At 67.1% G+C, this 20657-nt stretch carries 15 protein-coding genes; 9 read left to right on the top strand and 6 right to left on the bottom strand.

What is annotated here, in order from left to right; translation table 11 throughout:
• Positions 1-22: 22 nt before the first annotated feature.
• Both AB0P17_RS27535 and AB0P17_RS27530 read right to left on the bottom strand, forming a co-directional pair.
• The gene (locus AB0P17_RS27535) at positions 23-748 is read right to left on the bottom strand and encodes an aspartate/glutamate racemase family protein (protein WP_365814637.1); all 726 of its coding nucleotides are present in this window, start codon (positions 746-748) and stop codon (positions 23-25) included.
• Positions 749-774: 26 nt separating this feature from the next.
• On the bottom strand, positions 775-2256 hold the full coding sequence (locus AB0P17_RS27530; RefSeq protein WP_365814635.1) for an NCS1 family nucleobase:cation symporter-1: 1482 nt from the start codon (positions 2254-2256) through the stop codon (positions 775-777).
• A gap of 225 nt (positions 2257-2481) precedes the next feature.
• On the opposite strand from AB0P17_RS27530, the gene AB0P17_RS27525 reads away from it, so the two are divergent.
• From AB0P17_RS27525 to AB0P17_RS27510, 4 genes are all read left to right on the top strand, one after another.
• Complete coding sequence (locus AB0P17_RS27525; protein ID WP_365814633.1) at positions 2482-2820, top strand: cupin domain-containing protein; 339 nt, start codon at positions 2482-2484, stop codon at positions 2818-2820.
• A gap of 30 nt (positions 2821-2850) precedes the next feature.
• Positions 2851-3465, top strand: a complete 615-nt coding sequence (locus AB0P17_RS27520) for a dihydrofolate reductase family protein (RefSeq protein ID WP_365814631.1) — start codon at positions 2851-2853, stop codon at positions 3463-3465.
• A 187-nt stretch (positions 3466-3652) separates the two neighbouring features.
• Positions 3653-4549 (top strand): 3-hydroxybutyrate dehydrogenase, encoded by an 897-nt coding sequence (locus AB0P17_RS27515; RefSeq protein WP_365814629.1) that lies wholly within the window; start codon positions 3653-3655, stop codon positions 4547-4549.
• A 135-nt stretch (positions 4550-4684) separates the two neighbouring features.
• A complete protein-coding gene (locus AB0P17_RS27510) occupies positions 4685-6616 on the top strand; it encodes a GAF domain-containing protein (RefSeq protein ID WP_365814627.1) in 1932 nt (643 codons plus the stop codon).
• A 12-nt stretch (positions 6617-6628) separates the two neighbouring features.
• Here AB0P17_RS27510 and AB0P17_RS27505 read toward each other — a convergent pair whose 3' ends face one another.
• From AB0P17_RS27505 to AB0P17_RS27490, 4 genes are all read right to left on the bottom strand, one after another.
• Positions 6629-8041: an MFS transporter gene (locus AB0P17_RS27505; protein WP_365814625.1), complete on the bottom strand. Its 1413-nt coding sequence runs from the start codon at positions 8039-8041 to the stop codon at positions 6629-6631.
• A gap of 1062 nt (positions 8042-9103) precedes the next feature.
• Positions 9104-10957: an ABC transporter ATP-binding protein gene (locus AB0P17_RS27500; RefSeq protein WP_365814623.1), complete on the bottom strand. Its 1854-nt coding sequence runs from the start codon at positions 10955-10957 to the stop codon at positions 9104-9106.
• Positions 10954-12699: an ABC transporter ATP-binding protein gene (locus AB0P17_RS27495; protein ID WP_365814621.1), complete on the bottom strand. Its 1746-nt coding sequence runs from the start codon at positions 12697-12699 to the stop codon at positions 10954-10956. The genes AB0P17_RS27500 and AB0P17_RS27495 overlap by 4 nt, the downstream gene beginning before the upstream one ends.
• A 535-nt stretch (positions 12700-13234) precedes the next feature.
• Complete coding sequence (locus AB0P17_RS27490; RefSeq protein ID WP_365814619.1) at positions 13235-13480, bottom strand: acyl carrier protein; 246 nt, start codon at positions 13478-13480, stop codon at positions 13235-13237.
• A 356-nt stretch (positions 13481-13836) separates the two neighbouring features.
• Between AB0P17_RS27490 and AB0P17_RS27485 the strand changes: the two genes are divergently transcribed.
• The 5 genes from AB0P17_RS27485 (at position 13837) to AB0P17_RS27465 (ending at position 20566) form a co-directional block, all read left to right on the top strand.
• Complete coding sequence (locus AB0P17_RS27485) at positions 13837-15360, top strand: AMP-binding protein (protein WP_365814617.1); 1524 nt, start codon at positions 13837-13839, stop codon at positions 15358-15360.
• Positions 15357-16646 (top strand): type III PLP-dependent enzyme, encoded by a 1290-nt coding sequence (locus AB0P17_RS27480; RefSeq protein ID WP_365814615.1) that lies wholly within the window; start codon positions 15357-15359, stop codon positions 16644-16646. The genes AB0P17_RS27485 and AB0P17_RS27480 overlap by 4 nt, the downstream gene beginning before the upstream one ends.
• Entirely contained in the window at positions 16639-17817 is a 1179-nt protein-coding gene (locus AB0P17_RS27475; RefSeq protein ID WP_365814613.1) for an acyl-CoA dehydrogenase family protein, read from the top strand. Before AB0P17_RS27480 ends, AB0P17_RS27475 begins: the two co-directional genes overlap by 8 nt.
• A gap of 58 nt (positions 17818-17875) precedes the next feature.
• Complete coding sequence (locus tag AB0P17_RS27470) at positions 17876-18988, top strand: nucleotidyltransferase family protein (protein ID WP_365814611.1); 1113 nt, start codon at positions 17876-17878, stop codon at positions 18986-18988.
• Between the two features lie 432 nt (positions 18989-19420).
• Positions 19421-20566, top strand: coding sequence for a glycosyltransferase (locus AB0P17_RS27465; RefSeq protein ID WP_365814609.1), 1146 nt, complete (start codon positions 19421-19423; stop codon positions 20564-20566).
• Positions 20567-20657 lie beyond the last annotated feature (91 nt).

Raw genomic sequence — 20657 nt, 5'->3', positions numbered from 1 at the left:
GACGCCGCGGTGGCACTCGGTGTCAGCGCGCCGGTGGCGGCCAGTTGAGGATCTTCTTGGGCCGGGGTGACGCGTAGGTGCGCACCTTGGAGGTGGACAGGCCGAGCCGGACGAGGGACTCGGCGATCGTCACGGCCGCGGTCACCCCGTCGACTACGGGGACCCCGGTACGTTCGACGACGCGTTCGGTGAGGCCGGCCATGCCTCCGCAGCCCAGGCAGACCACCTCCGCCCGGTCGTCCTCCACCGCGCGGGCGGCCTGCTCGACGATGGCGTCCACGGCGGCCGCCTCGTCCCGCTCCAGATCGAGTACGGCGAGTCCGCTGGCGCGCACGGAGGCGCACCGGGCACTCAGTCCGGCGGTACGGAGACGGTCCTCGATCAACGGGACCGTACGGTCGAGGCTCGTGACGACGGAGTAGCTGCGGCCGAGGAACTGGGCGGTGCTCGCGGCCGCCTCGGTGATGTCGACCACCGGAACGTCGAGCAGTTCCTGCAGTCCTTCCCGGCCGTGTTCGCCGTACCCGGCCTGGATCACGGCGTCGAAGGGCTCCGGGTGGGCGCGTACGGCTTCCATCACGGCGACGGCCGCGAGGTAGCTCTCGAAATTGCCCTCGACCGACTCCGCCCCGAACGCGGGAGTCAGCGGAATGATCTCGGTGCCGGGCGATGCCGCACCGGCTGCCTGCCTGCCGATCGAGTCGGTGATGGACGCCGTGGTGTTGACGTTCACAACGAGGATGCGCATGGCTCGTCCTTCTGCTGCTCGGTGGTTCATTCGGCGGCGACGGCGATGGACTCGCCGTCCACGTCCCGGAACGGCGAGGTGCGGTCGGCGATGGCCGCGTACACCGCCGCGGCGAGGAGGGCGCCGATGAACCAGGAGAACCCGGCCACGGAGTGGAAGAGGGGCGCCAGGGCCATGGTGACGGCGATCGCCGCGCTGGGGACGAAGGCCGCGACGGCCCGGGGATTGTAGCCGCGGCGGTAGTGGTAATCGCCCTGGGCGTCCTCGGTGTAGAGGTCGGGGACGTTCACGCGGGACTTCCGCAGCAGCCAGTAGTCCGCCATGATCACACCGAACAGCGGCCCGAGCAGGGCGCCGAGCCCACCGAGGAAGTAGTTCACCACGACCGGGCTGTCGTAGAGGTTCCACGGCAGGATCGCCAGACCGATGACCGCGCTCACCAGGCCGGCCCGGCGGAAGTTCAGCCGGCGGGGGAAGAGGTCGATCAGCGCGTAGATCGGTGCCACGAAGTTGGCCAGCAGATTCACCGCGACGGTCAGGGCTATGAGCGCGAGCGATGCCGTGGCCAGCAGGAACATATTCGGGATCGTCCGGACGATGTCCGTGGGACTGGTGATGACGTGCCCGTCGAGCTTGAGCTGTGCCCCGCTGAGGACCACGACGATGACGGCGAAGAAGAGCATGTTCACCGGGATGCCGGTCACGTTTCCGCGGACGATGGAGCCGCGGTCCTTGGCGGACCGGGTGAAATCGCAGAAGTTGAGCACGAACGTTCCGTAGATCACCACCCAGAGCGCGGCGCCCTGCAGGATCTGCATCCACATCGCGCCGCCGATGAGCGGCTCGTCGATGGAGAGCGAGATCGAGCCGTCGGCGCGGACGAACATCCAGACCGCGAGGGCACACATGGTGATCAGTGTGGTGGGCGCCGCGAAGGCCATGTACCGCCGGATCATCTGCATGCCGTAGCTCACGATGAGGACCTGGAGCACCCACAACGCGAGGAAGGTGATCCAGCCGAGGGTCGACTGGCCGAGCAGGGAGTTCGCGGCCAGGGGGCGCAGGCCGGGAAACATCGCGATGAGCAGCGCGCTCAGAACGGAGGAGGCGAGGTAGGTCTGGATGCCGAACCAGGCGATGGCGACAACGCCCCGGACGACCGCCGGAATCCTCGCCCCCTTGACACCGAACGCCATGCGGCCCATGACGGGGAAGGGGACGCCCGTCTTGTGCCCCATGAAGCCGGACAGTGTCAGCAGGAGGAAGAGCAGAATGGAGGCGAGTGTGAAGGCGGCCAGGATGCCCCACACGTTCAGCCCGAGGGCGAAGAGGCCGATGGCGAACGCGTAGTTTCCGAGGCTGTGCACGTCATTGGCCCAGAGTGTGAAGACGTTGTAGGCGCCCCAGCGGCGCCCTTCCCTCTTCGTCGGAGCGAGATCGTAGGTGTACAGGCCGGAACTCACACCGTCGCCGGAGTCCACGCGTGGTCGGTCAGCCGTAGCAGTCATACGGAGCTCCGGGGGAGAGAGAAGTGGGCGCACTCTTGAAGTTTCCACAAAGTGGAAACTGTTTTCCGTGAAGGAGAACGTAGTTTTCGGCACCCCCACCGTCAAGGGTTCGGGAGCAGGGAGTGTGATCGGCCGGTCCCGTACCCCCTCCGGAGACCGGGGGCTCGGCACCCGCGCTCTACGCTGTGCTGGACCGGCCCTCACTGCTTACAGAAAGTCACTGCCATGAAGAACGAGCGGGAATTCTTTTCACCGGACACCATGCAGTGGCACGACGGGCCACAGCCAGGAACCGTGGAGAGGATTCTGAGCAGGGACGAGGCCGATCCGGAGGTGCTGACCCGGCTCGTGCGCTGGGAACCCGGCCTTGACACCTCGCTCTCCGGTGTGATCCGGCACGAGTGGGTCGAGGAGGTCTATCTGCTCGAAGGCGACCTGCACGATCTGACCCTGGACCAGACCTTCCGTGCCGGGGAGTTCGCCTCCCGGCCCCCGGGCATGGAACACGGCCCGTACCGGACGACCGGAGGCTGCCTGATGCTGGAGATCCGCTACCGGCGATGAGTTCCGGCCGCGCGTCGAGTCCTACCTGACATGACGCGCATCATCGCTGACATCTCGGTCTCCCTCGACGGCTTCGTCACCGGACCCGACCCCGGCCCCGCCAATGGTCTGGGCACCGGGGGCGAGGCCCTGCACACCTGGGCGTTCTCCGGCGACCCGGACGACCGCCGGCTCCTGCGAGAGGGGACCGCCCGCTCGGGCGCCGTCGTCCTCGGCCGCCGGCTCTTCGACGTGGTCGACGGGCCGGACGGCTGGGACGACACGTCCGGCTACGGCGCCGGCGAGGTCGGCAGGCCCGCGTTCGTCGTCGTGACCAGCTCACCACCGGCGTCGGTGCGGCTCACCGGTCTCGACTGGACGTTCGTCACCACCGGTCTGCCGGACGCCGTCACCGCCGCGCGCGAGCGCGCCGAGGCGGCGTCGTCGGACAGCGGCAAGAACCTCGACGTCGTCCTCATGGGCGGCGGCGCCACGATCGCCTCGGCGCTCCACGCCGGGCTGGTCGACACCCTGTCCCTGCACCTGGCGCCGGTCGTGCTGGGCGCCGGGACCCCACTGTTCACCGGTGGAGCGCCGCGCACGCTGGTGCGGCGGAGCGTGATCCCGACATCGACCGTGACGCACCTGAGCTACGACATCCTCTGACGGCGTCGTTACGTGACGGGCGGCACCGGCGGTCCGCCGAGGGTGCCCGGTGCGGGAGCGGGTTTCTACGAGGCGCGGAGCGGGCGCTCGCCGATGCGCTCACATGGTTCGCACCCACCCATCCACGGTGAAGTATGGGCGCTGACCCTATCGGTGGGGGCTCCCGGCGCTGCTTAGGGTGCGCACTATGACCGCCCCCACCACACCAGGTCCTTCTCCGCGTACGACGGGCTCCCGCACCACCGGCAGCAGCCCGGCCGTCAGTGGTCCCGCCACCACCGGTGTCGCCGCCTCTCCCGGCGGGCCCGCTTCCGTCGCGCTCGATCTTGAGGGCCGCGTCGCCCTGGTCACCGGCGCCGCGAGCGGTATCGGCCGCGCCTGCGCGCTGCGGCTCGCGGCGGCCGGGGCCAGGGTCAGAGCGGTGGACCGGGACGGCGAGGGGCTGGCGTCCCTGGCCGGAGAGGCGGAAGGCGCCGGGGTCGCGGGGGCCTTCGACACGCGGGTCCTCGACCTGACCGACCTGGACGCCGCGGAGACGACGGCCGAGGGCGCGGACATCCTGGTCAACAACGCCGGGCTGCAACTGGTCCGCCCCATCGAGGACTTTCCGCCCGATGTCTTCCGCACCGTCCTCACCGTCATGCTGGAGGCGCCCTTCCGGCTGATCCGGGGCGCGCTTCCCCACATGTATGCCGACGGGTGGGGCCGGATCGTCAATATCTCCTCCGTGCACGGGCTGCGCGCCTCCCCCTACAAGTCGGCCTATGTGGCCGCCAAACACGGCCTCGAAGGACTCTCCAAGACCGCGGCCCTGGAAGGCGCCTCGCACGGGGTCACCTCCAACTGCGTCAACCCCGGCTATGTGCGTACGCCACTGGTCGAGCGGCAGATCGCGGACCAGGCGCGGACGCACCGGATCCCTGAGGAGCGGGTCGTCGCGGACGTCCTGCTCCAGGACTCCGCCCTGAAACGTCTCCTGGAACCGGCCGAGGTCGCCGAGGCGGTCGCCTATCTCTGCACCCCGCAGGCGTCCTTCATCACGGGCACGTCCCTCACGCTCGACGGGGGCTGGACCGCGCATTAGGTCCGGCCCGGCGGATCCCTCCACACCCGCGCCGCCCGGCACGCACGCTCGCCCGGTCGCCGGAGCCACGCTCCGTATCGCTTCCGTTGTCCACAGGCCGGCGCGGCCGGCCGCATGACAGGTCATGCTGTGTCCATGTCCCAGCCGCAGCCCAATTCCCATGTCGCCCACCACGATCAGGTCTCCTACCTGGAACTCCTCGCACGCGGCGCGGCGGCGGAGGCGTACGACCGGCCCGTGCTGCTGGCCCGCGCGGACGGCGGGGGCCCGGAGGTGCTGGCCGCGCTGGAGCACGCCAAGCGGCTCGCCCTGAAGGTACGGGCCGAGCTGGCGGAGCGGCGGCGCCGGGAGGCCGAGCTGTCGGCCCTCTTCGAAACCGCGCACGACCTCGCCGGACTGCGTGATCTCGACGCCGTGCTCCGGGCCATCGTGCAGCGCGCCCGCTCCCTGCTCGGCACCGAGGTCGCCTATCTGTGCCTGAACGACCCGGCCGCGGGAGACACGTACATGAGAGTCACCGAGGGGTCGGTGGCGGCCCGCTTCCAGCAGCTGCGGCTCGGGATGGGGGAGGGGCTGGGCGGGCTCGTCGCCCAGACCGCGCGGCCGTACGTCACCGACAGCTATTTCGACGACCCGCGGTTCCAGCACACCGCGGCCATCGACTCCGGCGTACGCGACGAGGGGCTGGTCGCCATCCTCGGTGTGCCGCTCATGCTCGGCAGTCAGGTCATCGGGGTGCTCTTCGCCGCGGACCGCCACGCCCGGGTCTTCGAGCGCGAACAGATATCGCTGCTGGGCTCGTTCGCCGCCCACGCGGCGGTCGCCATCGACACCGCGAACCTGCTCGGGGAGACCCGCTCGGCGCTCGCGGAACTGGAGAGGGCCAACGAGATCATCAAGGAACACAGCGCGGCCATCGAGCGCGCCTCGGACGTGCACGACCGGCTGACCGAACTGGTCCTCGGCGGAGGCGGGGTCCATGACGTGGCGAGCGCCCTCTCCGAAGTACTCGACGGCACGGTGGAGTTCGCCGGGCCGGATTCCCCTTCCGTGACCGCGCTGGACCTGACCGGCACCGAAGGCCGTGCCACCCGCCACGGCGAGGTCTGGGGAGCCGCGGTCTGGGCCGGTGGTGAGCTGCTCGGCGCGCTCGTCCTGCGCGGTCATCCCGGTCTCGACTCCGTCGACCAGCGCACCCTGGAGCGGGCCGCCATGGTCACCTCGCTGCTGCTGCTGGCCCGTCGCTCCGCCGGAGAGGCCGAGCAGCGGGTGCGGGGCGAGCTGTTGGACGACCTCCTCGACGCCCCCGACCGCGACCCCCGCCTGCTGCGCGAGCGGGCCGTCCGGCTCCACGCGGACCTCGACGCGCCGCATGTGGTGCTGGCCGCCCGGGTCGACGGTCCCGCCCCCGGCGCGTCCGGAGCCACCGAACGGGAGACGGCCGACCGGCGCAGGCTGTGGTCCGCCGCCTCCCATCTCGCCGCCACCGGGCAGGGACTGGCCGCCACGCGTGACGGAGGCACCGTCCTGCTCCTGCCGCTCGCCCCCGACGACACCGCCGCCGGTCTCGCCCGCCGTACGGCCAAGCAGCTCGGCGGGGCCCTGCGCGAGCCCGTCACCGTAGGAGCCTCCGCGGTCGTCGAGTCACCCGCCGCGCGGCCGGGCGCGATAGCCGAGGCGTACGCGGAGGCCCGGCGGTGCCTCGACGCCCTCGGGCTGCTCGGCCGCGCGGGCGACGGCGCCGCCGCCCAGGACCTCGGTTTCCTCGGGCTGCTGCTCGCCGACGCCCGGGACATCGAGGGTTTCGTGCACCGCACCATCGGCGAAGTCATCGCCTACGACCTGCGTCGCTCCACCGACCTGGTCCGCACCATGAGGGCCTACTTCGCCTCCGGGATGAGCCCGGCCCGTACGAAGGACGAACTGCACGTCCACGTCAACACGGTCGCCCAACGCCTGGAACGCGTCGCCCGGCTGCTCGGCGCGGACTGGCAGTCACCGGCCCGGGCCCTGGAGATACAACTGGCCCTGCGCCTGCACGCCATGTCCGACGCCGTCATCCGCTGAACGGCGGACGCCTCAGGCGCTGGGTGTACGGGAGTCGGCGTCGGCCTGTTGTCGCGCCGCGGGCGCTCCCGGCCGCGCGGGATCGGCGTCGACATCCGCCAGATCGCGGTGCCGGGTCTCCCGCGCACACGCGATGGCCACGACAGTGATCAGCGCGGCGGCGATGACATACAGGGCGATCGGCGTCGAGCTGCCGTAGTCGGCGAGCAGCGCCGTCGCGATCAGCGGCGCCGGCGCACCTGCCGCGACGGAGGAGAACTGCGCGCCGATCGACGCGCCCGAGTAGCGCATGCGGGTCGCGAACATCTCCGAGAAGAAGGCCGCCTGCGGCGCGTACATCGCACCGTGCAGCACCAGTCCGACGGTGACGGCGAGGATCAGATTGCCGAAGCTCGCGCTGTCGATCAGGGCGAAGAACGGGAACATCCAGGCTCCGACCCCGACCGCGCCGATCACGTACACGGGCCTGCGGCCGATACGGTCCGACAGCGCGCCCCACGCGGGGATGACCGCGAAGTGGACGGCGGAGGCGATGAGTACGGCGTTGAGTGCGGTCTGCTTGCTCAGCCCCGCCGAGTTCGTCGCGTACACCAGGATGAACGCGGTGATCACGTAGTAGCTGATGTTCTCCGCCATGCGCGCGCCCATCGCCACCAGTACGTCCCGCCAGTGGTGCCGCAGAACGGCGACCAGTGGCATCTTCTCGGCCTCCGACTCGGCCCCGCCGGCCGCGGCCCCGCGCTCCGCGGCCCGGGCCAACGCGGCCTTGAAGACCGGGGATTCGTCGACGGAGAGCCGGATCCACAGGCCGACGATCACCAGAACACCGGAGAGCAGGAACGGTATGCGCCACCCCCACGCGACGAACTGGTCCTCCGAGAGCAGTGCGGTCAGCGCCGAGAGCACCCCGGTGGCGAGCAATTGTCCGGCCGGAGCCCCGGTCTGCGGCCACGAGGCCCAGAACCCACGCCGCTCGGCGTCCCCGTGCTCCGACACCAGCAGCACGGCCCCGCCCCACTCACCGCCGAGTGCGAACCCCTGGATCAGCCGCAACACGGTCAACAGCACGGGAGCGGCCGTACCGATGGTGGCATGCGTGGGCATCAGCCCGATGACGAACGTCGCCCCGCCCATCATCAGCAGACTGAGAACCAGCAGCTTCTTGCGCCCGATCCGGTCCCCGTAGTGGCCGAACACCAACGCCCCGAGCGGCCGGGCGGCGAACCCCACGGCATAGGTGAGAAACGACAGCAGTGTTCCGACCAGCGGATCGGAGTCGGGGAAGAACAGCTTGTTGAACACCAGGGCCGCTGCGGATCCGTACAGGAAGAAGTCGTACCACTCGATGGTCGTGCCGATGAGGCTGGCGGCGACGATGCGCTTCAGTTTGTTCGGAGCTGGTGGAGCGGCTGCGGGCGACGACATCGGCATCACTTCCTGGGGTGTGACGGGGACGTTTGCGTGTCGCCACACCGTAGGAATCCGCAGGTCAGGCGCACATGTGGCGGGGCAACACAGTTCGAGGGGCAGCTATGCGTGCAGCCACCATGCCGGCTCACGGAAGGGAGGTTCAGGAGCACGAAGGCGGCCGAAACGAGTGCTGCCAGGAACGCGTAGTTCAGGATGATTTGGCCATGCGGTGCTGACTCCCGTGCTGACTTGGTGCTGACTAAAAGCACACGTCATCAACCGTGTTCACCCCTCCCGTGCTGACTTTGTGCTGACTACGCTCCGTTGAAATAGGACATCTTGGGGCTGACCGGCTCGGGGCCGTTGCGTGGTGGCGACCTGACCGCGAGGCCGACCCGGCTCTGCCACTCGGCTCCGCGGCACGGACGAGGCGTTACGCCGGCGCGTGGTGGGCGTTCGTCCCAGCAGATTCTTCGTCTGCTGGTGGTGCAGAGGCGGTGAGTCGCTGACCTGCGCATATGGGGACCATGGGCTGCTCGTCCGTGACGTCGGCCCGGGCATGGCCCGGATCTTGTCGGGACGAGATACTGTCCGGCACCGTTCGGGGCGGGGCTGCTCCGTCCATCTGGCGCCTCACGCGCTCAACACACTCCTGTCTCTGCTGCAGAACGTCCTGGCTTCGACGCCCTCCCGTTCCTCCAGACCGTCGTCGCCTGGCCCGCTTCCCGCGCTTTCCGTTTCCAGATCGCCGACCGGCTCCACTTCGACGTCGACGCGGTGGACAGTAAGTAAGAGGGAGCCGTGACCGATCAGCCGGTCAAATGTCGCGGAAGAGGCTGGGCAGCTTCGTTACCTGCTGTGATGGGTGCTTGAATGGCGCTGACCTGCGCGTACTCTCATTCCCGTCTTCTCCCGCGTCGCGGTGTCCGGCACTGGCCCATACAAGGATCACCAGGTCGCCGACGGATGTACGCCGATGACCATGGCAGCTCTCCAACTCCGGAGAGAAGCCCAGACGATAATCTCTGGGCGAACAACGACTCCGAAATCTTGTATGAGCCAAGAGCCGCACCCATCTCACACGTCAAGAGTTGGCTCATCCCATCGGCTGTCCTTCTCCTGGTAGGCGGCGGCCTGGGTGATGTAAAGCTCTGCGTAGCGGCCGCCTGCAGCCATCAGCTCGACGTGGGTGCCCTGTTCGGTAACGCGGCCGCCGTCCAGAACCACGATGTGGTCGGCTCCCCGCACCGTGGAGAAGCGGTGAGAGACCAGCAGTGTGATCCGGCCCGGGTCCGCACCCGCCTGCCGCATGAACACCTCGTAAAGCTCGTGCTCGGCCTGCGGGTCGAGGGCGGCGGTGGGTTCGTCCAAGACGAGTAGCGTGGGGTGCCGGCGCATCAGGGCGCGAGCCAGGGCAAGGCGCTGCCATTGCCCCTGGGAGAGTTCCGCTCCCCCGTAGACGGTGCCCAGTTGGGTGTCCAGACCCTCGGGCAGCCGGGCGATGATCGGGTCGGCCCCCGCTTCACGCACCGCGCGGGCCACCTCTTCCCGGTCGTCCATTGCGTCCGGCTCGCCGATCCCCACCGTGTGACGGACGGGCAGCTGAAAGCGGACGAAGTCCTGGAAAGCGCCGGTGAGACGGCGGCGCCAGGCCGTGGTGTCCAGGTCGCCGAGCGGGATGCCGCCGACCTCGACCTGCCCGGCGGTGGGTGCGTACATCCCGCTCAGCAACTTGACCAGGGTGGTTTTGCCTGCGCCGTTCACGCCGACCACGGCGACTGTGGATCCAGGCCACAGCGTAAGGTTCACTCCGGAAAGGACCGGCTCGTGCGAACCAGGGTAAGTGAAGGTAACGTCGCGCATCCGGATGCCGTGCTCCAGCCTGCAGGGGGCTCGGCCGGCGCCGGTGGGGCGCTGCCGACGGGCGTAGGCCGACAGCCACAGGTAGTGGTCGGTGGCGTGGCCGGCCTCGGCGATGCGGGAGAAGCCGGAGACGGTGGCGTGGATCTGGAAACGCAGCTGCGTTCCCAGTGTGATGACCAGCATGAGATCCCCAAGCGAAGCCGTCCCCCGGGCGACTAGCGAGACGGTGAGGACGAGAGCGGCGATGAACCCGGCGGCGTAGCACACCCAGCCGGTGAGCTGCCAGCCGGTCGCTCCGAGTCGGGCCTTGAGGACGGCGTTGACTACGCGTGTGCGGGCGGCGTGGGCGGTCTCGTCCAGGACGGCGTCGGCCCCGGCCAGGTAGATTTCCTTGCCCGACTCCGGTGCCAGGAACATGCGGTGGACCCGCTCCTCCAAGCGCTGGTCCTCGGCGGTGGTGGTACGGGCGCCGGCGAGGCTGCGCTGGGCGCGCTTAGCCGCCCACAGCGGGGGGAGCGCGAGTAACGCCAGGGCGGCGAGGGCGGGGTGGACGCCGATCAGGAGCCACAGTGACAGCCCGGCGCCAATCACGGCGATCCCGGTGTCAGTCAGGGCCCAACAGGAGCCGGCCAGCGCGCTGGTGTGGCGGCGCAGCAGCTCCAAACGATTGAGATAGTCGGGGCGTTCGAGGTGCTCAAGGGTGGGGATGGAGGCGGTGGCGGTGAGGATCTCCCGGTTGACTTCGAGGTCGACGCGGTCGGTGAGGTCGTGCTGGTAGTTGTACCGGGTGCGGTTGCCAGCCGCGGCGGTCATGTGGGCAGCCACCCCGATCAGGACGGCCAGGGCCAAGGCACCGAGCGGCTGCCCGCCGGGACTCTGTGTCGCGTCGACGACCCAGCGCTGGCTCAGGCCCGTGGCGGCGACCGCCCCCGCCTGGGCGAGAGAGAGGCCGATGATCACGCTCACCACAGGGGGGTCGGCGCGCCAAGACAAGGCGAAGGTGTGGCGTGCGGTGAGCAGGGTGCCGGATCCGGTCCTCCCCACGCCCATCGAGCTCTTCGTGCTCATCGTGCTGCTTCCTTCCCGCCGCTGTGCTGTTGGGTATCGGTGAAGCGGGAGGCCTGGAGCCGGAACAGGCGGGCGTACTCGCCGCCGTTCTCCAGTAGTTCGCGGTGGCTGCCCTGCTCGGCGACCCGTCCGGCTTCCAGCATGACTATCCGGTCCGCCTGACGCACCGTGGACAGCCGGTGTGAGATGAGCAGCACGGTCGCCCCTGTGACCTCTGCGACGACCTGGCGGTAGAAACGGGCCTCCGCCTCGACGTCCAGGTGGGCCGTCGGCTCGTCCAGGACCAGTAGGTCGCGCCCGTGCTCGACGGCGAAGACGGCGCGCGCGATCGCGACGCGCTGCCACTGGCCGCCGGAAAGATCCGTGCCGCCGGTGCGATCGGCGCTCAGCACGGTGTCATAGCCGTCGGTGAACTCCTCGGCGAGGGCGTCGATACCGGCGCGGCGTGCGGCGGCGCGGATTCCCTCCCTGTCGTGGCGGTGTTCGGGCGCGGAGAGGGCGATGTTGTCGGCGAGCGTGAGCGGATAGCGGTTGAAATCCTGGAAGACGACCGCGACGCGCCTGCGCCACGCCGCCACTCGCGCCGCGTCCAGGGGCTGTCCGTCGACCAGCAGGCGTCCGGCAGTCGGGAGATAGAGGCCTGCAAGCACTTTGATCAGCGTGGTCTTGCCGACGCCGTTGTGCCCGACCAGCGCCAGAACCTCACCAGAACGGACGGTCAGGTCCAGACTGTCGATGACCCGTTGCCGGCTGCCGGGGTAGGCGAAGACGAGCCCCTTGATGCGCAGGGCCGCCGGGGCAACTTCCCCCGCGGTGGCCGACGGCTCACCGGACCGCTGGGCTCCGGTCCTGGCGGGCGTGGCGATCCCGCGGTAGGTGGTGTCCAGACGCTCCAGCGCCCGGACCGCGCCGAGCCCGTACTCGATGTCGAATGCTTCGCGCCCCATAGCGGCGATTTGGAAGACGCCCCATGCGGCAACGATCACGGTCATCAATTCGCTGGCGGGGAGGGTGCCCCGCGCGGCAGCCAGTCCTGGCAGGAGAAGCGCGGCGCCGGCGGCGATCGCTGCCAGCAGGGCGATCCAGCCCTGCTGGCGTAGGACCCCTCGGCGCGCCGACCAGATCGTCTCCGCCCAGGCCAGCAGTTCGCGGGTGTGCCGCTGCACCACCCACTCTTGCAGGCCGAAGAGACGGACCTCCTTGGCAGCCGGCCCCATCGAGGCGACCTCGCTCCAGTACTCCGCGCGGCGCCGCATGCTCTCGCGCTCGTCTCGCACCTCGGCCAGATACACCCACCAGCGCCGTATCAGCGCCCGGTTGACTATGCATACCACCAGCAGGATGACGGCGAGCCACGGGGAGAAAGTCAGGGCGATCACGGCGGAGGATCCCAGCGCCCCCAGAAAACGGAAAACCAGGCGGAGTTGACCGACCGCCGCAGTCCCCGGTGAGCGGACCCGGCCCTCACCGACATCCGATGCACGGGCAGCATCATCGGCGAAGACCGGATCCTCCAGATGCGCCATACTCGACGGCGTCATGGCCAGACGGCGCACCCGGCGCCGTATTCGCGCGTCGAGGCGTCCGGCGGTGTACTGCTCGAGGGTCCCGCTCAGTGAGGTGAGGATCTCGTCGGCCACCAGTAGCGAGGACACTGCGACCAGCGGCCACGCCACTGCCGAGGCGGTCTCCCGCCCGGTGGCGGCGCCGGTGAGTCCGGTTACCAGCCAGCCGGTGGCCACCGCGGTAAGGGCGGGTACCGCCGCTGACCACAGGTGGACCAAGGCCAGGAGACCACCGGCGCGACGGTCTGCGACGAACAGCTGCACAAGGTGGAGACGGTCGGTAAGTAAGGATCTGACGAGGGATATCCGTGAAGAGAGCACACGGAATTGCGCCATCTGCCCCCCTGATGTTCAAAATCGCGGAATTCTTGTCTCGGGTCGTGGGTATTTCATCGTCGCATCGTTTCTCAGATGCGCCCTCAATGAACCTACTCGGCGTCGAAAATCGCTTTCAGCCGGATGTGGCCATCGGCAGCCTCATCCATGCGGCGTCATTCCGCGCGCGAACCGTACCAACGATACTGCCGGCAGCAAACAGAGCCGTAACCGAGGGACGGGCTGACAGCCTCGGATTCGAGGCTTGCGATGACGTGTAGATACCCGTCGAATCTCCCCAAAACTCTTGAACAGTTACTGCATGGTTTCCCTGCGACCGGCATCTCGCTCCGCCAGGGGACCGAAAACGGCGCATTCGTGATCGAAGTATGAGTTCTCAAGCAGCGGTCTTCGCCGACAGTAGGTCGACGATAGACGCAACACTCTCGAAATTCTCAAAGGCCAGCTCGTCATCCTCGAAGACCACGCCGAAACGATCCTCCAAGCGAAGGGTGAGTTCCACGCTGCCCAGCGAATCAAGACCCAGAGAATTCAATGATATGTTTTCTTCCATCTCGGGTATGTCGGGGGCGATTTCACGAACCACCTCTCGAACCGCATTTGCGATCTCCGGTTGCTCCATGAAATCCTACCTCTCGATTCTATTTGGCGGCTCGGAAAGTCGGCGGGCATTCCTGGGGAAAGCGAATATAGCGCCCAAGGGTTCGGTCGGAACGGCGAGTGTTCGCCTACGCGCGAGATCGGTGGAGTGCGCCGTTCCAGAGCCGGCCGATTAGCCGACATGCTACACCTGAGGAGCCTTCGTGCAACCTGCTCCAGCGTCAATTTTTGCGCATATCAGCAAATCGAGAGACAGTCGGCTCACCAGTCGACAATGTAAGTGTGGACCGGGAGATTCTCCTACCTGGTGCGACTGCACAAAACAACCGTCAGAAGAGTGGAGATCATGGGCGTTATGGATTTCCGAAAGGTGACGCAATGACTGTCCCGCCACCCGCCGAGGCCGTAGCACTTCGCCCCGCTCCCCACGCCTACACCAACCTGGTCGGCCTACTGGAGTTCACGGCGCGAGCCCACGCCTCGCGGACTGCGGTCCGCACCACTGACCAGGACTCGCTCACCTGGTCCGAGCTCGACCTGGCCGGCCGGCGGGCGGCCGGAAAACTGGCTGCGTCCGGGGTCGGACGGGGTGACCGAGTGATGGTGTCCCTAGCGCCCGGTCCCAGATTCGCCACCGTACTCTCGGCAGTCCTGCGACTCGGAGCGATCCTGGTCCCGGCCCGGAACAATGCGACCTCCTACGAGCTGGAGTGGCTAATCCAGGACGCCGATCCGGTCGTTGTCGTCGCGGACGGGCTGTCAGCCACCGCAGTCGAGCAGGCTGGCGCTGCCGTCCTGAGGCCCGCCGACCTGCACGGCGAGGTTACTCCCGCCCCCTTGGCAGCGCAGATCGACGGCGCGGACCCGGCTCTGCTGCTCTACACCTCAGGCAGCACCGGCCGCCCGAAGGGAATCGTGTGCCCGCATGCTGCGGTCCTGTTCGCCGTGCGAGCTATCGCTGAACGAGTGGGCTACCGCACTGGCGACGTCGTATGGAACCGGCTCCCGGTCTCATTCGACTATGGCCTCTACCAGCTATTCCTGTGCGCCTTGGCAGGTGCCGAACTCGTCGTGCCGACCGCGGAGCTATCCGCCCGTGAGCTGGCAAATATGCGAGCCGCACGGGCAACGGTCGTCCCAGTCGTTCCCGCACTGGCCCAGACTCTCACTCGACTGGCCCGGCGCGACCCCAGACCGACCCACGTTCGACTGTTCACAAACACCGGAGCAGCGCTGACCCCGGCCCACACTGCGCAGCTGCGCACGGCGTTCCCCGAGGCCAGCATCGTCCTGATGTACGGCATGAGCGAGTGCAAGCGCATCACGGTGGCAGCCCCGGACGAGGACCTGGTCAGCCCTGAAAGCGTCGGACGCGCTCTCCCCGGCACACGGCTGTTCATCGTGGACTCCGCAGCACTACCTCTATCCCCAGGCAAAGCGGGCGAGATTGTTTCGGCCGGGCCACATGTGATGGGCGGATATTGGCGCGCACCGGCCGAGACCGCACGAAGGTTCCGGCCTTCACCGGACGGCCACGGCAAGGCGGTGTTCACCGGGGACCGGGGCAAGCTCGACGACGCCGGCAGGTTGTACTTCATGGGACGCGACGACGACATATTCAAGCATCGCGGGTGGCGAATGAGCACCACAGAACTCGAGGTCGTCCTCACGGACATCCCCGGCGTCGAGGCTGGGGCAGCCCTACCTCCCGGCCCCGACGGTCGGCTGACAGTGTGGGCGGTAACCGCGCTCACACCGAGTCAAATCCTCAACGGGGTAAGGGAGCGACTCGGCCCCGAGCGAACCCCGGACTGCTGCATCGTGCTCGACAGCCTCCCTCTGACCGCGCACGGCAAGGTCGACGCATCGGAACTCCGCCGAACCACATGGATGCAGCCATGACTGAGCCCTCTACCGGATCGGGAATTCCTGCGTCGATCAGGCGCCATCTGGCGCAGATCATCCAGAACGTCGGCACCCCCGCGTACGTCTACGATCTGGCCGTCGTGCGCTCGTCCTTCGCCGCCCTCCGGGATGACCTGCCGGTCGGCTCGGAGTTGTTCTACTCCCTGAAGGCTAATCCGCATCCACGGTTGGTAGCTCAACTGGTCGCTCTAGGCGCACGGGCGGAGGTCAGTTCGATCGGCGAGCTGGCTGTAGCACTGGCTGCCGGCTGCCCAGCGCACAACGTGCTGTACACCGGACCGGGCAAGACCCCGGAAGAAGTGGAGGAAGCACTCAACCGTGGGGTGCGGCTGTTTTCGGTCGAGTCCGTCACTGACCGGCAGCGCCTCGCCGAGGCATGCTCGCGAACTGGCACCACGGCCGGCTACCTGATACGGATCAACAGCCCGCGGGGGAGCACCGGTGGATCCCTCCGCATGACCGGTCGCCCCAGCGCCTTCGGCGTCGATCACACCGACATCCAGGCTCTCGATCGGTTGCTGCGACCGCTCGGAAGAGTCCGGCCAGTGGGTATGCACACCTTCTGCGCAACCAATATTGCAGCCCCTGCGGCACTGGCTGCCGAGTTCGAGCAGTCCGTTCGCACTATCGCCGCAATAGCCGGGCGTGCAGGATTTACGCCTGACGTGCTCGACCTCGGCGGAGGATTCCCCGCCCCGTTCGCTCGCCCTGGAGCCCTGCCTCGCCATCCCTATCTGCAGGGAGCCGTCGATGCGGTCTTGGACACAGCTTTCCCCGATCGGCGCCGCAATGGCACGCGCGTGGTCTTCGAATCCGGCCGGGCCCTGACGGCATCCGCCGGAACCCTGCTTACCACCGTTCTGGATGTCAAGCGGAGTGGTGATCGCACCTTCGCCGTGCTGGATTCCGGCGTCAACGTCCTCGGCGGAATGTCAGGACTCGGCCGGCTCCGGCCGCCAAGCATCGTCCCCATCCCTGTCGATGCGGGAACGGCTTCCCCTGAACTCAGCTCAACCACCCCGGTGACCCTGGTCGGCCCGTTGTGCACGCCACTCGACGTACTCGCTCCCGCCATTGACGCCCCGTACCTCCACCCCGGTCAGGTACTGGCGGTTCCTAACACGGGTGCCTACGGCCCTACCGCAAGCCTCTTGGGCTTCCTCAGCCGTACTCCTCCCGCTGAAGTCGTGCTCGACGGCGACCACATAGTCGCCACAGGCCGCTTCGAACTACGCACCCAGGAAGTGACCTTCCGTGACTGAAGCCGACAGCCCCGCACCACCACCGACCGCCGCCCCTGCCTCTCTGATGGAGCTTCTCGGCCGCCATGCCCGCGACGTCGACCGCGAGGCGCGCTTCCCCATCGAGAGTATGGCGGCACTACGGACGAACGGCTACATGGGCTACCTCGTCCCGACGGAATACGGCGGCATGGGCGGCAGCCTGAACGGGCTGGTCAGCATTGCCAAAGATCTTTCCGGTGCCTGTATGTCCACAGCACTGATCTGGGCGATGCATTGCCAGCAGGTCGACTGCCTGGTCCGGCACGCCAGCTCGGACCTGAAGGCAGAAGTCCTACCGCGGATCGCCTCTGGTGAGATCTACCTTGCCTCGGTCACCACCGGCACCGGCGGCAGCCATCTGATGTCGGTCGACGAGACCCTGACCGGCGCGCCCGACGAAGAAATCCTCGCCCTAGGTCGGACCGCCCCGGTGGTTACCGGCGGCGAGTACGCCGACGCGTTTCTGGTGACGATGCGCGGCGGTGCCGACCCATCCGACCAGGCGGTCTCCCTGGTTTATGCCACCCGCGCGGACTTGACGATACGCCGGATTGGTGACTGGAACCCCCTAGGCATGCGGGCCACTGCCAGCGGAGCTCTGCGTTTGGACGGAACTGTCCGCCGAGACCGGCTGGTCGGACAGCCTGGACGCTTCCGCGAGATCTCGTACGACAGCATGATCCCGTTGGGCCACCTAGCCTGGAGCGCGTGCTGGCTGGGCGCTGCTCAGAAGGCCCTTTCCGGTTTGCTGCAGCAGATCGGCACTACCGTTCCGGTCGATCGCAGCTCACCACTGGTTCAGGAGCGCATTGCCCGCATCCGGGTTGATCTGGAACTGGTCCACGCCTACCTGGAGCGGACCTGTAACGAGATCGAGTCCCTGCGCGAGCGGGGTCGCAGCCTCAATAGGCCAGATCTCCACATCCACGTGAACACGCTTAAACTCGCAGCCTCCGAGCTTACTTTCCGCGCGGTCGACCGCATGGTGCAGCTGGCCGGACTGTCCGTTGGTTACAGCGCCGACGCCCCCATCCCTCTCGAACGCGTTTTCCGCGATCTGCGCTCGGCCGCGCTCAACTACTCCAACGACCGTCTCTGGACCGCTACCGGCATCCTCAGCCTGGTCGACCGCTCCGTGCGACTGCTGTGAGACATAACCGCAGCCCGCGAAGGCTCACGGGACCTCAGCGAAAGGAATCGGATTCACGATGAGCACAACCCTCGATGCAGGGCCGACCCAGGTGAACATGTCCGACACGATCTGGGAGGTACTGGTCGCCGTCGCAGCGGCCCGCGCGATCCCCGACGGACGGGAGCGCGTCATGCCGCTCCTGGCCACCCCGGGCTTCGACTTCGAAGGACTGATCGGGAACGCGGTACGTCACCGCCTGCTGGCAGCCTTGGCCGACTTCCTGAAAGTCCACGGCTTGCGCAGGGCGGTTCCATACCGGCTACTCGGCCAGTTGGACATCCACTGCAATGCAGGACGGCATCGCGCAGCGATCTTGACCGAAGAAGCACAGCGCCTCGGCGGGGTGCTCCGTGATGCCAACGTCACCGGTGCTTGGACCAAGGGTGTGGTGGCCCACCACACCCTTCACGAAAGCTCCGGTGCCCGGCTGTTCGACGACATCGACCTCATGATTCACCCGCGTCACCGTGAGACGGCCGACGAGGTGCTCACCGCTTCTGGCTACAGCCGGCATTCCCGCTACGATGCCACCACCCATACCCTGGTGCCGCAGTCGAAGGCAGCGTTGCGCGTCTATCAGCTTTCTCCGGATCACCTTCCGCACTACTACCGACTCGGCCCTGACCCGGTGGTCCCCTACATCGCCGTCGACGTCGCGAACAGCCTCACCTGGCACACCAGTTCCTGGCAGGTGCCCATGGAGGAGGTTCTGACAGAACTGCGCAGCGTCGAAACCGGCCCTGGGAAGCAGCTGTACGCTCTCATGCCGCAGTACGCCTTCTTGTTCACCTGCCTCCACTTGTTCCGTGAGGGATGGCTCACTCGCATCGCTTCACGCAAGCCGTTGACGCTGTCCCAGTTCGGTGATGTGGTCACCGAATGGCATCGGCTTCGCCCTGCCGATCGCGCCGAAATCAACCACACGATTAAGCGATTCGGCTTGACTCAGCCGACGGCTTGGGTAGTCGCCCACACTGACGCGCTGTTCGGCTCCGAGGTTACCGCAGAGCTGGACTTGAAATTCGAGGCCACCCCGGAGTGGCTCGCCACCTCCATGATCCCGGATGGCACTTCCGGCGTCTTTCCGGGCACCATGGCACAACGCCTGCGTCGCCCACTGAGCCTGTAGTGCAGCCCGCTGACCAATCCGGAATTTGAGTGTTGATCTTGTGCGCCAGAAGTCTCAGCGTGATCACTCGATCCGATTGAGCTAATTCGTTGAGGGCAGTGACCGATTCGACGAGTTATCGCGGGAGTCCGGGCACAGGACCTTCTGTGAGCCTGGCAGGATCTCTCAATCGCGAAGTGCCATCCGACCAAATCGACATGACGATGACGGATTCTCATTGGGATGGGAGACCTCCCCCCGGGGTTGGTGTTGCCGGCAGCGTATCAGGATCCGTTGGGGGAGTGGATGAGTCAAAATAAGGGTACTGAAGGGGTTGCCGGTTGAGTTCCATTTGATGGGTGGTAACCAGTGCAGCAGCACGCACCGGTCATGCTTTGTGTGTGATCTGAACCCCACCGACCAAAACTCTCTTCGTCACCAGGAGCGCAAGTAATGCGGTTTCTAGTAATTACCGGCACGCGGCCCTGGGCGGCCACGGGAGGGGCCCGACGCGTCAGGGCCGCTTCCGAAGCCCTTTCCAGGCTCGGGACTGTCGATCTGATCGTGTTTCGTTTCAAGGGGGCGCCACCTGTCGAGACCGACCCACCGGTTGGCCCGTTCCGCAAGGTCCTCTCCCTGGAGGACACCTACGACACTCCCCGAAACAGAGCATTACTCACGGAAGCCTTGCCGCAGTGGGCAGGCGACGAGTCGTACGACGTGGTCTGGTACGACAGAGAACGCTTGTGGCACATCGCCGGCGGCCTGACCCATGGAAAAGCCGTGGTGGATGTTGATGACCTGGAAGATGTGATTCTGGAACGCTGGCTGCGTCTCGGGGAGAGTCCGAACCGAAGCAAATTGGACACTGTTGAGCTCGAGGCGCAACAGTCCGAAATCAATCGCCTTAGGGCCGCACATGCCGAGGTAGCCGCAGCAGCCGACATGCTGGTTTTCACCAGCGAGCTGGACGCAGTCAAGTTCGCCTTCGATAACAGCACGGTGGTTCCTAACACCTATATGCGTGATGAGGGAGCCGGCCAAGAGCGGAGGAACCGAACCTACGGTGAAGGCGACACAATTCTTTTCCAGGGGTGGCATGAATGGCCGCCTAATGAGGACGCGGCGATCTGGTTCGTCAGAGATATTCTGCCGCGCGTCCGTGATAGGTGCCCACAAGCCCGATTGCTGCTGGTCGGAAAGCCCTCGCAGGCCGTGAGAGATCTCGGATCGACGCCTGGTGTAGAAGTCGTCGGTGAAGTGCCGCGCATGGGGCCTTATCTTGACCGGGCGCACGTAATGATCGCTCCGTTACGCGTGGGCGGCGGCACTCGGATCAAGATCCTTGAGGGGTTTGCCAGTGGTGTCCCTGTCATCTCGACAAGTGTCGGGTGTGAGGGGCTGAGGGCCGAGAACGGAGTGCATCTTCGAATTGAGGACGACGTCGAGGCATTCGCTCACGCGGTAGCTCAGTTGCTCGTGGACGGAAACCAGAGTCGCTCCCTCGCGGAGCACGCCAGAGGCCTGTATGAGGAGCGGTACACTCCACATGCAGCGAACGAGGCAGTGCGCCAACTCATCGAGCGGATTACCACGTAACGCCGAATGAAGATTACCGCACGGAAACCAGACGGCGCGCAACCGGACGAAAGGCCGATTTCCCTCGTTCATCGCCGAGGACGTAGGGCCG

Origin of the sequence: Streptomyces sp. NPDC088124, from assembly GCF_040685895.1 — a bacterium.
Taxonomy (GTDB): domain Bacteria; phylum Actinomycetota; class Actinomycetes; order Streptomycetales; family Streptomycetaceae; genus Streptomyces.
The sequence above is the reverse complement of the archived record's forward strand: the minus strand, read 5'-3'. Positions and strand labels throughout refer to the sequence as shown.

Excerpts from the sequence above, each read along its gene's own strand:
- AB0P17_RS27535 (WP_365814637.1), bottom strand. The coding sequence starts at position 748 with ATGCGCATCCTCGTTGTGAACGTCAACACCACGGCGTCCATCACCGAC.
- AB0P17_RS27530 (WP_365814635.1), bottom strand. The coding sequence starts at position 2,256 with ATGACTGCTACGGCTGACCGACCACGCGTGGACTCCGGCGACGGTGTG.
- AB0P17_RS27525 (WP_365814633.1), top strand. The coding sequence starts at position 2,482 with ATGAAGAACGAGCGGGAATTCTTTTCACCGGACACCATGCAGTGGCAC.
- AB0P17_RS27520 (WP_365814631.1), top strand. The coding sequence starts at position 2,851 with ATGACGCGCATCATCGCTGACATCTCGGTCTCCCTCGACGGCTTCGTC.
- AB0P17_RS27515 (WP_365814629.1), top strand. The coding sequence starts at position 3,653 with ATGACCGCCCCCACCACACCAGGTCCTTCTCCGCGTACGACGGGCTCC.
- AB0P17_RS27510 (WP_365814627.1), top strand. The coding sequence starts at position 4,685 with ATGTCCCAGCCGCAGCCCAATTCCCATGTCGCCCACCACGATCAGGTC.
- AB0P17_RS27505 (WP_365814625.1), bottom strand. The coding sequence starts at position 8,041 with ATGTCGTCGCCCGCAGCCGCTCCACCAGCTCCGAACAAACTGAAGCGC.
- AB0P17_RS27500 (WP_365814623.1), bottom strand. The coding sequence starts at position 10,957 with ATGAGCACGAAGAGCTCGATGGGCGTGGGGAGGACCGGATCCGGCACC.
- AB0P17_RS27490 (WP_365814619.1), bottom strand. The coding sequence starts at position 13,480 with ATGGAGCAACCGGAGATCGCAAATGCGGTTCGAGAGGTGGTTCGTGAA.
- AB0P17_RS27485 (WP_365814617.1), top strand. The coding sequence starts at position 13,837 with ATGACTGTCCCGCCACCCGCCGAGGCCGTAGCACTTCGCCCCGCTCCC.
- AB0P17_RS27480 (WP_365814615.1), top strand. The coding sequence starts at position 15,357 with ATGACTGAGCCCTCTACCGGATCGGGAATTCCTGCGTCGATCAGGCGC.
- AB0P17_RS27470 (WP_365814611.1), top strand. The coding sequence starts at position 17,876 with ATGAGCACAACCCTCGATGCAGGGCCGACCCAGGTGAACATGTCCGAC.
- AB0P17_RS27465 (WP_365814609.1), top strand. The coding sequence starts at position 19,421 with ATGCGGTTTCTAGTAATTACCGGCACGCGGCCCTGGGCGGCCACGGGA.